The 10,960-nt window shown below is 72.2% G+C and carries 9 protein-coding genes; 2 read left to right on the top strand and 7 right to left on the bottom strand.

The genetic code is table 11. The features are described from left to right. Together C3492_RS42220 and C3492_RS42215 are read left to right on the top strand one after the other, a co-directional pair. The coding region (locus tag C3492_RS42220) for a HAMP domain-containing protein (protein ID WP_103817887.1) at nucleotides 1-3,449 on the top strand (3,449 nt) is incomplete at its 5' end. A gap of 61 nt (nucleotides 3,450-3,510) precedes the next feature. Beyond that, the gene (locus C3492_RS42215) at nucleotides 3,511-5,922 is read left to right on the top strand and encodes a SpoIIE family protein phosphatase (protein WP_103817886.1); all 2,412 of its coding nucleotides are present in this window, start codon (nucleotides 3,511-3,513) and stop codon (nucleotides 5,920-5,922) included. 18 nt (nucleotides 5,923-5,940) lie between these two features. Here the strand turns inward: C3492_RS42215 and C3492_RS42210 are convergent, their stop codons facing one another. The 7 genes from C3492_RS42210 to mgrA all read right to left on the bottom strand — a co-directional run bounded on the left by C3492_RS42210 (nucleotide 5,941) and on the right by mgrA (nucleotide 10,827). Then, nucleotides 5,941-6,390 carry an ATP-binding protein gene (locus tag C3492_RS42210; protein WP_103817885.1) on the bottom strand — a complete coding sequence of 150 codons (450 nt, stop codon included), beginning with the start codon at nucleotides 6,388-6,390 and terminating at the stop codon, nucleotides 5,941-5,943. Nucleotides 6,391-6,635: 245 nt separating this feature from the next. Next, a complete protein-coding gene (locus tag C3492_RS42205; RefSeq protein ID WP_103817884.1) occupies nucleotides 6,636-6,809 on the bottom strand; it encodes a CsbD family protein in 174 nt (57 codons plus the stop codon). 82 nt (nucleotides 6,810-6,891) lie between these two features. Next, entirely contained in the window at nucleotides 6,892-7,512 is a 621-nt protein-coding gene (locus C3492_RS42200) for a DedA family protein (RefSeq protein WP_103817883.1), read from the bottom strand. A 34-nt stretch (nucleotides 7,513-7,546) separates the two neighbouring features. After that, nucleotides 7,547-8,812 carry a cation:proton antiporter gene (locus C3492_RS42195; RefSeq protein WP_103817882.1) on the bottom strand — a complete coding sequence of 422 codons (1,266 nt, stop codon included), beginning with the start codon at nucleotides 8,810-8,812 and terminating at the stop codon, nucleotides 7,547-7,549. Between the two features lie 5 nt (nucleotides 8,813-8,817). Further along, nucleotides 8,818-9,303, bottom strand: coding sequence for a cation:proton antiporter regulatory subunit (locus tag C3492_RS42190; protein WP_103817881.1), 486 nt, complete (start codon nucleotides 9,301-9,303; stop codon nucleotides 8,818-8,820). Nucleotides 9,304-9,412: 109 nt separating this feature from the next. Further along, nucleotides 9,413-9,595 carry a hypothetical protein gene (locus tag C3492_RS42185; RefSeq protein WP_103817880.1) on the bottom strand — a complete coding sequence of 61 codons (183 nt, stop codon included), beginning with the start codon at nucleotides 9,593-9,595 and terminating at the stop codon, nucleotides 9,413-9,415. Between the two features lie 188 nt (nucleotides 9,596-9,783). After that, nucleotides 9,784-10,827, bottom strand: a complete 1,044-nt coding sequence (mgrA, locus tag C3492_RS42180) for an L-glyceraldehyde 3-phosphate reductase (RefSeq protein ID WP_103817879.1) — start codon at nucleotides 10,825-10,827, stop codon at nucleotides 9,784-9,786. Between the last annotated feature and the right edge of the window lie 133 nt (nucleotides 10,828-10,960).

Genomic DNA, 10,960 nt, shown 5'->3' with positions numbered 1-10,960 from the left:
AGGGCGTCAAGGGCACCTGGCGGGACCTGACGGACTCGGTCAATTTCATGGCCGGGAACCTGACGGCGCAGGTGCGCAACGTGGCCCAGGTGGCCACCGCGGTGGCGCAGGGTGATCTGTCGCAGAAGATCACGGTGGACGCGCGGGGCGAGATCCTGGAGCTGAAGAACACCATCAACACGATGGTGGACCAGCTCTCCGCGTTCGCCGACGAGGTCACGCGCGTGGCCCGTGAGGTGGGCACCGAGGGCCGGCTCGGCGGGCAGGCCCAGGTGCGCGGGGTCGCCGGCACCTGGAAGGACCTCACCGACAACGTCAACGTGATGGCCTCCAACCTCACCGGCCAGGTCCGCTCCATCGCCCAGGTCGCCACCGCCGTGGCCAAGGGCGATCTCTCCCAGAAGATCACCGTCGAGGCCAAGGGCGAGGTCGCCGCCCTCGCCGATGTGATCAACACCATGGTGGACACCCTGTCGGCGTTCGCCGACGAGGTGACCCGGGTGGCCCGCGAGGTGGGCACCGAGGGCCGGCTCGGCGGGCAGGCGCACGTGCCCCATGTGGCCGGCACCTGGAAGGACCTCACCGACAACGTCAACTCCATGGCCAACAACCTCACCGGCCAGGTCCGCAACATCGCGCTGGTGACCACCGCCGTGGCCAAGGGCGATCTGTCGAAGAAGATCGACGTCGACGCCCGCGGCGAGATCCTCGAACTGAAGACCACCATCAACACGATGGTCGACCAGCTCTCCGCCTTCGCCGACGAGGTGACCCGAGTCGCCCGCGAGGTCGGCACCGAGGGCCGACTCGGCGGACAGGCCGAGGTCGAAGGCGTCTCCGGCACCTGGAAGCGGCTCACCGAGAACGTCAACGAACTGGCCGGCAACCTCACCCGGCAGGTTCGCGCCATCGCCGACGTCGCCAGCGCCGTCGCCGAGGGCGACCTGACCCGCTCCATCACCGTCGACGCCTCCGGTGAGGTCGCCGACCTCAAGGACAACATCAACTCCATGGTGGAGTCCCTGCGCGAGACCACCCGGGCCAACCAGGAGCAGGACTGGCTCAAGACCAACCTCGCCCGGATCTCCGGCCTCATGCAGGGCCACCGCGACCTGCCCGTCGTCGCCGAACTCATCATGGACGAGCTGGTGCCGCAGGTGTCCGCCCAGTACGGCGCCTTCTACCTCGCCGAGGAGACCGACTCCGGGCCCGAGCTGCGGCTCGTCGGCTCCTACGGCCGGCCCGAGGACGACACCCGCCCCGTCCGCATCGCGTTCGGCCGCTCCCTGGTCGGCCAGGCCGCGCGCAGCCGCCGTACCATCGCCGTGGACGAACTGCCGCCCGGATACGTCACCATCTCCTCCGGGCTCGGACAGGTCGAGCCCACCGCGCTGTTGCTGCTGCCGATCGTCTTCGAGGAGCAGGTCCTCGGCGTCATCGAGCTGGCCGCCGTCACCCCGTTCACCGCCGTCCAGCGGGACTTCCTCCAGCAGCTCGTGGACACCATCGGGGTCAACGTCAACACCATCGTCGCCAACGCCCGCACCGACGAACTGCTCCAGGAGTCGCAGCGGCTCACCAGCGAACTGCAGTCCCGCTCGGCCGAGTTGCAGGCCCGGCAGGAGGAACTGCAGCGCTCCAACGCCGAACTGGAGGAGAAGGCCTCGCTGCTGGCGGAGCAGAACCGGGACATCGAGGCGAAGAACCTCCAGATCGAACAGGCCCGGCAGGAACTGGAGGCGCGCGCCCAGCAGCTCTCGCTCGCCTCCAAGTACAAGTCCGAGTTCCTCGCGAACATGAGCCACGAGCTGCGCACCCCGCTCAACAGCCTGCTCATCCTCGCCCAGTTGCTGGCCCAGAACCCCTCCCGCAACCTCACCCCGAAGCAGGTCGAGTACGCGGGCATCATCCACTCGGCCGGCTCCGACCTGCTCCAGCTCATCAACGACATCCTGGACCTGTCCAAGGTCGAGGCCGGCAAGATGGACGTCAGCCCCGAGCGGGTCCCGCTGCGGCAGCTCATCGACTACGTCGAGGCCACCTTCCGCCCGATGACCTCCCAGAAGAGCCTGGACTTCACCGTCACCACGGCCCCCGGCGCCCCCGCCGACCTGCTCACCGACGACTCCCGGCTCCGGCAGATCCTGCGCAACCTGCTCTCCAACGCGGTGAAGTTCACCGAGCAGGGCGGTGTCGAACTGCGCGTCGAACCCGTCGGCGACGACGAGGTGCCCGCCGGCGTCGTACGCGGCGGCGCGGTCGTCGCCTTCCGGGTGAAGGACACCGGCATCGGCATCCCCGAACAGCAACTGGAGACCATCTTCGGCGCGTTCCAGCAGGCGGACGGCACCACGAGCCGCAAGTACGGCGGCACCGGGCTCGGTCTGTCCATCACCCGGGAGATCGCCCACCTGCTCGGCGGCGCCGTCACCGTGGACAGCACCCCCGGCAGGGGCAGCACCTTCACCCTCTTCCTGCCCGTGGCCCGGCCGGACTTCGACGAACTCCTGCGCAGCGGCCGCTCCGTCCCGAAGGCCGGGCAGGAGAGCACGGACGAGCCGGACGGCCCCGTCCAGCAGCGGCCGCCGGTCCTGGCGCGGCGGGAGCGGCCACGCCGTCTGCTCGTCGTCGAGGAGCGCCCGCGCGGATTGCTCACGCTCGTCGCCGAGAGCGTGGTCCGGGATCTGGAGACCGGCCGCACCGACGGCGACGGCACACCCGTCGACATCATCACCGCGGTCGGCGCCCAGGAAGCGGCCGGTGCCCTCGCCGCCGAACCCTGCCACTGCGTCGTCGTGGACCTGGGCGTGCCCGACGGGGAGTCGGCCCGGTTCCTGGAGGCGCTGCGCGCCGACTCGGCCCTGACCGGGGTCCCGGTGCTGGTGCACGGCTCGCACCGCACCGAGCCCCTCGCCGAGGACACCGCCGGCGGTTCGCTGGAGTACCTGTTCAGCCTGGACGAGCTGCGCGAACGGATCGCGCTGCACCTGTCCGCCGAGGAGCCCGGCGAGGTGCTCACCCTGGTCCGCGGGGACGAGACCCAGCACACCGCGCCCCACCTGATCGACGAGCACACCCGTGGCCGTACCGTCCTCGTCGTCGACGACGACGCCCGGAACCTGTTCGCGCTCAGCGGCATCCTCGAACTGCACGGCTTCCGTGTCCTGCACGCGGAGAACGGCCGCAAGGGCATCGAGACGCTGCTGCACAACCCGGACGTCGAACTCGTCCTCATGGACGTGATGATGCCCGAGATGGACGGCTACACCGCCACGGCCGAGATCCGCAAGATGCCGCAGTACGCCGACCTCCCGGTGATCGCCGTGACCGCCAAGGCCATGCAGGGCGACCGGGAGAAGAGCCTCGCCTCCGGCGCCAGCGACTACGTCACGAAACCGGTCGACACCCATGACCTCATCGCCTGTGTCCGGCGCTGGCTCCCCGCATGAGCACGGCCATGAGCAGGGCACAGCGCGCCCGCCCCACCGCAGGCCGAGGAGTACCGATCCGGTGAACGCGTACGAACCGGGCACGCCGGCAGGTGTGCCCGCCCAGCTCCCCGCCGCGGACGCGGTGTCGTCCGACGTACCCGCCACCTCCCCGGTCGGCCGGCTCGCCGCCACCGTGGAGCGGCTGCGCCGCGAGGTACAGGTGGCGCAGGCCGAGGCGGAGGGCCGGGCGCTGATCGAACTGGCCAAGGGCATCCTGGTCGAACGCCTCGGCTGCGGCCCCGCCCAGGCCGCCCGCCAGCTCGCCGAACTCACCGAGCAGGCGCAGATGACCCCGCTGGAGTTCGCGGTGGAGGTCATCAACCAGGCGGCCCGGGACCGCGTCGCTGAGGTCACCGAGGCGTTCCTGTCCGTCGCCGCGGACCCCTCCGGGCCCGTCGCGGAGTCCGCCGCGGTACGGCTGCGCGCCGCCGAGAGCGGAGTGCTGGCCGCCCACGACACCCAGGCGATGGCCGACTCCCTGCTCGACCACGCCCTGCGCCCGCTGGGCGCGGTCGCCGTCGCCATCTGGTCGGCCGGCTCGGACGGCTCGCTGACCCTCGCGGGCAGCGCCGGTTTCCCGCCGGGCGAGGCGGCCCGCTGGCACTACGTCCCGCCCGACGTGGCCACCGTGGCCCGGCGGGGCCTGACCGAGCCCGACGGGCAGTGGCTGCCGTCGCTCGCCGGGTCCGGGCTGCCCACGATCGGCCGCCGCGAGTACGCCGACGGCGCCCGGATCGCCGTACCCGCCGGCGCGGGCGGCCGGATCCACGGCGTCCTGGAGATCGCCTGGCCCAAGCCGGAGGAACCGCTGCCGCGCCCCGTCGTCCGGCAGGTGGAGGCCCTCGCCGAGCTGTGCGCGCACTCCCTGGAGAGCTTCGTGCCGCCGCCCGGCACCGGACCGGAACCCGGGCTGCTGCCCGACGTGGTCGAGCTGATGGACCTGGCCGACGGGCTGCACGACCCGGCCCTGGTGCTCGTGCCGCACCTCGACGACACCGGACAGCTGGTCGACTTCCGCATCCAGCATGTCAACAGCCGCTTCCTGGACCCGGCGGGCCGGCCCCGGGCGGTCGTGGGCGGCGCCCTGCTGCTGGAGGCCTACCCGATGGCCGCCGGCGACAGCGAGCTGTTCCAGCGGGTGGAGCGGGTCTACGCCACCGGCGAGCCGTTCCGCGCCCACCGGATGCGGCTGACCGCCCTGGTCGACCAGGTGCCGCTGTCCGCCGTCGCCGACATCAGCATCAGCCGGCACGGCTCCGGCGTGCTGCTGATCTGGCGCATCGAGGACGAGACCGCGCGGCTGGCCAGTCTGCTCCAGCACGCCCAGCGGCTCGGCCGGATCGGCGGTTTCGAGGAGAACCTGCTCACCGGCGAGATCACCTGGAACGGCCAGCTGTTCACCCTGTACGGCCGCCCGCCCACGAGCCCCCCGGTCGCGCTCCAGGACCTGCCGGCCCACGCCCACCCGGACGACGCGGTCATCCTCGGCCGCTTCCTGCGCACCCTGCTGCACCACCGCAGGCCCGCCTCCGCCGCGTTCCGGCTGCTGCGCCCGGACGGCGTGACCCGGCACATCCGGGTGGTCGCCGAACCCGTCCTCGACACCGGTGGCCAGCTCTTCGGCGTCCGCGGCGCCTACCAGGACATCTCCGCCCAGCACTGGACCGAGGTCGCCCTCGCGGCCACCCGTGACCAGCTGGCCCACACCGAGCAGCAGGCCGTGGAGCGCAACCGCCTCACGCTCCAGCTCCAGCACGCCATCATGCCCCCGGCCCAGGCCCCGCTGCGGGTGCCCGGCCTCCAGGTGGCGGTGCGCTACCGGCCGGCCGAGACCGAGCACCTGGTCGGCGGCGACTGGTACGACGCCGTGGTGCTGCCCTCCGGACTGGTCCTGCTGTGCGTCGGCGACGTCGCCGGGCACGGCATCGAGGCGGCGACCAGCATGGTCGTCCTGCGCAACGCGCTGCGCGGCCTCGCGGTGACCGGCGCCGGGCCGGCGCAGCTGCTGTCCTGGCTGAACATCGTCGCCCACCATCTCACGGGTGCCGTCACCGCGACCGCCGTGTGCGGCCTGTACGACGGCGAGCGGCGGACCCTGCGCTGGGCGCGGGCGGGCCATCTGCCGCCGGTGCTGGTACGGGAGGCGGACGCCACCGCGCTGCCCCCGGTCAAGGGGCTGCTGCTGGGCGCCGTCCCGGAGGCGCGCTACGACGAGACGGAGGTGCAGCTGGCCGCCGGGGACACCCTGCTGATGTACACCGACGGCCTGATCGAGCGCCGGGACCGCTCGGTGGAGGAGTCGCTGTCGCATCTGCTGGACACGGCGCGTGCGGCGCCCAGCACCCTGGACCAGCAACTGGACCGGCTGCTGACCTACAGCAGGTCGGACACCGACGACGACACCTGCATCGTCGGCATCAGGGTCGCCTGATGCCGGCGGCCCGGCCGGTCAGACGGCGGCCGCCGGGCCGAGCGGCACGGTCGCGGTGACCCGCTTGCCGTGGGACAGCCAGGTCACCTCCAGGCCGCGGGAGACCATCGCCACGAGGTGCAGACCGTGGCCGCCGACCCGACGGGGATCGGGCGGACGCCGCCGCGGCGGCTCCTCGGAGGTGTCCGTGACGGAGATGCGCAGCCCGGTGGCGCCGGGCAGCAGCTCCAGGTGCAGCGCGCACGGGCCGGGCGCGTGCTTGGCCGCATTGGTGACGAGTTCGCTGACGACGAGCTGGGCATCCTGCAGCGGGCGGCGACCCGGTGCGGGCCGTGCCCGGGCCAGCAGGGCCGCGACGGCGTCTCTCGCCTCGGCGATGCTGGAGACGCCGGTGTCCCAGGTGCGGCTGTAGCGCAGGGGCGCGGCGCGGTCCTGCGTCGTCGCGTGGGTCCTGAGCGGGATGTCCATACCTCGTTGCCCTTTTCCTCTGGGGTCAGGGGCCCTTCCTGTGCACAGGGGGGTCGTTGCCGTCCCTGCTCGGTTACCCGCTGGGCTGCCGGTCAAGGGGACGTCCCCGAGGAATCCTCCGGGTGCCCACGAACGCCTGCTGAGGGGCGGCGGGAGCGACGCGGGCGCACGCCGGAGCGGGCCCGGGGACCCGCTCGCGCGGCATCTCCGGGCCCGCTCCGAGGCCGGATCGTTCCTTCGGTCGCTCAGTGCTTGAAGACGTCCTTGATCTTCTCCTTGGCCTGCCGGGCGTCGCCCTCGGCGCCCTTCATGCGGCCCTCGGCCTCCACGCTCTCGTTGCCGACGGCGCGGCCCGCGGCCTCCTTGACCTTGCCCTTGGCCTGCTCCGCCTTGGCCTTGGCCTTCTGATTGCCGGCCATCACGTGTCACATCCCCACATAGACGTGGTCTCTGGTCGCCATCCGACTTGCCGCTCCGCCGCCGTCCAAACCATGGTGCGGGTCAGCGTTGGCCGCGCCGCCGCACGACGTGCCGTACGACGAACGCCGCGAGGAGGACGGCGACGGCGATGACGACGTAGAGCTGGTAGTGCCGGATCTCGTCGTAGATCGTGGTGATGTGGTTGCCCGCGAGGTAGGCCAGGGTCGTCCACAGACCGACCCACAGGGCCGCGCCGAGGGCGTTGAAGGCGAGGAAGCGGCGCCAGTGCATGCCGGTCGTGCCCGCGATGACGCCGTTGGCCTGGCGCAGGCCCTCGACGAACCGGGCCACGGTCACGATCTTGCCGCCGTGCCGGGTGAAGAACGCCTCGGCGGCCTCGAACCGTTTGGGCGTCAGGAAGACGTACTTGCCCCACCGGTGCACGAAGGCCCGCCCGCCGACCCTGCCGATCAGGTAGCCGAGGTTGTCGCCGGCGACGGCCGCGACGAAGGCGATGACCGCCACGGCCACGACGTTCAGCCGCCCCGTGCCCGCGTACACCCCCGCCGCGAGCAGGATGGTCTCGCCGGGCGCGGGGACGCCGAAGTCCTCGACGAAGACCACCGCTCCCACGGCCCAGTAGCCGTAGTGACCGAGCAGCGGCTCCAGCTGGGCCAGCGGTCCCGGAAGCGGAGGCGACATGCCTCCACGGTACGTCGGCGCGGCCGTGCGGCGATCAGGGCCGGCTCACCGACGCTTCCTGGTCCTGCTGGTCGCGTTCGTCCCGCTGGTCCTGTGCGGCGGCGTCCGGGCCGGCCTCGGCCTGTGGTGCCGTGCGCCGGTCCCGGCGGCCGGTCAGGCGCCGGGCGAGCGGCTCGGTGTACCGGGCGGTCAGCGGGCCGAGCACGACCAGGAGCAGCACGTAGGCGGTGGCCAGCGGGCCGAGGTCGGAGTCGATGCCGGAGGTGACGGCGAGCCCCGCGATGACGATGGAGAACTCGCCGCGGGCGACCAGGGTGCCGCCGGCCCGCCACCTGCCCCGGGCCGAGATGCCCGCGCGGCGGGCCGCCCAGTAGCCGGTGGCGATCTTGGTGAGGGAGGTGACGACGGCCAGGGCGAGGGCGGGCAGCAGCACCGGCGGGATGCTCGCCGGATCGGTGTGCAGCCCGAAGAAGACGAAGAACACCGCAGCGAACAGGTCCCGCAGCGGGGCGAGGAGGTTGTGGGCACCCTCGGCGACCTCCCCGGACAGGGCGATGCCGACCAGGAACGCGCCGACCGCCGCCGAGACCTGGAGCTGCTGGGCGACACCGGCCACCACCAGCGTCAGCCCGAGCACCACCAGCAGCAGCTTCTCGGGGTCGTCGGTGGAGACGAACCGGGAGATGTGCCGGCCGTAGCGGACCGCGACCAGCAGCACCAGGCCCGCCACGCCGAGCGCGATGGCCAGCGTGACGCTGCCGGCCGCGAAACCGGTCCCGGCCAGCAGGGCCGTGACCACGGGCAGGTAGACCGCCATGGACAGGTCCTCCAGCACCAGGATGCTGAGGATCACCGGCGTCTCCCGGTTGCCGATCCGGCCGAGGTCGCCGAGGACCTTGGCGATGACACCGGAGGAGGAGATCCAGGTGATGCCGGCCAGGACGACGGCGGCGATCGGGCCCCAGCCCAGCAGCAGGGCCATGGCGGCGCCGGGCAGGGCGTTGAGGGTGGCGTCGACGATCCCGGCCGGGTACTGGGTCTTCAGGTTGGAGACCAGATCGCCGGCCGTGTATTCGAGCCCCAGCATGAGCAGCAGCAGGACGACGCCGATCTCGGCGCCGATCGCGACGAACTCCTCGCTGGTGCCGAGCGGCAGCAGACCCCCCTCGCCGAAGGCGAGTCCGGCCAGCAGGTACAGCGGGATGGGTGAGAACCGCAGGCGGGCGGCGAGCCGGCCCAGCAGCCCGAGGCCCAGGATGATCGCGCCGAACTCGATCAGGAAGACCGCGGAGGAGTGCATCCGGATCACTCCCGCCCGAGTATCGCGGCGGCGGCGTCGACGCCCTCGCGGGTGCCGATGACGATCAGCGTGTCCCCGCCGGCCAGCCGGAAGCCGGGGCCGGGGGAGGGGATGGCCTCGGCGCGGCGCAGGACGGCCACGATCGACACGCCGGTGTCGGTGCGCATCCGGGTCTCGCCGAGCAGCCGTCCGTTCCAGTGCGAGGCCCCGGACAGCTCGATCCGCTCGGCCACCAGGCCCAGCTCGGTGGTGGAGAGCAGCGTGGCGCTGTGGTGGGTCGGCTTCAGCACGTCCACCAGCGCTTCCGCCTCCTGCCCGGTGAGATGGACCGACAGGGCACAGGCGTCCGGATCGTCACGCCGGTAGGCGCTGAGCGTGCGCGAACCGTCCCGGTGGGCCACCACCGACAGGTGGCGGTGTTCGCGGGTCGTCAGGTCGTACCGGACGCCGATTCCCGGCAACGGTGTCCTGCTGGTGCGTGCGGCGCTCATGGCTGCCCCCCTGCCCGGCTTGAATGTTTCTTGGTGAAACTTTTAACCGAACCCTACCCCGGAGCGTGATCGTCCGGGGGAGGGGGCCGGAGCGGGCGGGAGCGGAGCGTCAGGAACCGGAGGTCGCGGTGCCCTGGTCGCCGGCGGGATCGGGCTGGCACGAGTGGCACAGCTCGTGGTCCCCGTCGCGGGTGACGACGGTTCCCCAGCCGAGGCACTGCTCGCAGTCGCGGGCGAGGGTCAGGTCGGGGTGGAGAGGCAGGAAGGGATTGCGGTGGGCTCCGTGCGCCATACGGGGAGCGGCTCCTTGCGGTCGCGGGGCGTGGTGCGCGGGGGCGGTGCGTGGTGAATGACGTCCATTATGTCCTACTTATTCCCCCATGTCAGTGATAAATGTCATGGGGTGCCCCTGTGATGTCATCGAGTGCCACCGCGCGATGTCCTCCGGGCGGTCCCGGCCGGGAGCCCGCCACCGCCTCCTCAGCCGAGGTTCCCCAGCCGGGCGTCGCGCCACAGGTCCACGCCGCCCTCGGTCGCGTACCGGTCGATCTCGGCCAGCTCCTCGTCGCTGAAGGACGGGTTCTCCAGCGCGGCGACGTTCTGCTCCAGCTGTTCGACCCGCGAGGCGCCGATGACGAGCGAGGTCACCCGCTCGTCCCGCAGCGCCCAGGCCAGCGCGAGCTGGGCCAGTGTCTGCCCGCGCCGGGCCGCGATGTCGTTCAGGGCGCGCAGCCGGCCCCGCAGGTCGTCCGTCAGCCAGGCGGTGTCCAGGGACGTGCCCCGCGCGGCCCGCGAGTCCGCCGGGACGCCGTCCAGGTAGCGGCCGGTGAGCAGGCCCTGCGCGAGCGCCGTGAAGCCGATGACGCCGAAGCCCTCCTCCTGGGCCGCGTCCAGCAGGCCGTCGGTCTCGATCCAGCGGTTGAGCATGCTGTACGACGGCTGGTGGATCAGCAGCGGGGTGCCGAGCTCGCGCAGGATCGCGGCGGCCTGCCGGGTGCGTTCGGCGTCGTAGGAGGAGATGCCGACGTACAGCGCCTTGCCCTGGCGGACGGCCGTGTCGAGCGCGCCCATGGTCTCCTCCAGCGGCGTGCTCGCGTCCAGCCGGTGGGAGTAGAAGATGTCGACGTAGTCCACGCCCATCCGGCCGAGCGACTGGTCGAGGGAGGCCAGCAGGTACTTGCGGGAGCCGCCGCCCTGCCCGTAGGGGCCGGGCCACATGTCCCAGCCGGCCTTGGTGGAGATCACCAGCTCGTCGCGGTAGGGCGCCAGGTCGCGCTTCAGCAGCCGCCCGAAGTTCAGCTCCGCCGCGCCGTAGGGCGGGCCGTAGTTGTTGGCGAGGTCGTGGTGGGTGATCCCGAGGTCGAAGGCGCGCAGCGCGATCTCGCGCTGGGTCTCGAACGGGCGGTCGTCGCCGAAGTTGTGCCAGTAGCCCAGGGACAGGACCGGCAGGTCCAGTCCGGAACGGCCGGTGCGCCGGTAGCGCATGGTGCCGTCGTAGCGAGCGGGGTCCGCGACGTACGTCATCGGGTCTTCTCCGGGTGGTGCCGTAGGGGTGCCCCGCGTGTGCGCGCGGGCCCGTCCACCCTGCTCCGTGGCGCCGCGCAAGTCCAACCGCCGTCCGGGATGGGATTGAGCGGTTCCGTTTCTGAATCGGACA

Source organism: Streptomyces sp. Ru62 (assembly GCF_002920615.1).
Taxonomy (GTDB): Bacteria; Actinomycetota; Actinomycetes; order Streptomycetales; family Streptomycetaceae; genus Streptomyces.
The sequence above is the reverse complement of the archived record's forward strand: the minus strand, read 5'-3'. Positions and strand labels throughout refer to the sequence as shown.

Bases quoted from the DNA above. Each gene is read 5' to 3' on its own strand.
- C3492_RS42210 (WP_103817885.1), bottom strand. From the start codon at position 6,390: ATGGACATCCCGCTCAGGACCCACGCGACGACGCAGGACCGCGCCGCG.
- C3492_RS42205 (WP_103817884.1), bottom strand. From the start codon at position 6,809: ATGGCCGGCAATCAGAAGGCCAAGGCCAAGGCGGAGCAGGCCAAGGGC.
- C3492_RS42200 (WP_103817883.1), bottom strand. From the start codon at position 7,512: ATGTCGCCTCCGCTTCCGGGACCGCTGGCCCAGCTGGAGCCGCTGCTC.
- C3492_RS42195 (WP_103817882.1), bottom strand. From the start codon at position 8,812: ATGCACTCCTCCGCGGTCTTCCTGATCGAGTTCGGCGCGATCATCCTG.
- C3492_RS42190 (WP_103817881.1), bottom strand. From the start codon at position 9,303: ATGAGCGCCGCACGCACCAGCAGGACACCGTTGCCGGGAATCGGCGTC.
- C3492_RS42185 (WP_103817880.1), bottom strand. From the start codon at position 9,595: ATGGCGCACGGAGCCCACCGCAATCCCTTCCTGCCTCTCCACCCCGAC.
- mgrA (WP_103817879.1), bottom strand. From the start codon at position 10,827: ATGACGTACGTCGCGGACCCCGCTCGCTACGACGGCACCATGCGCTAC.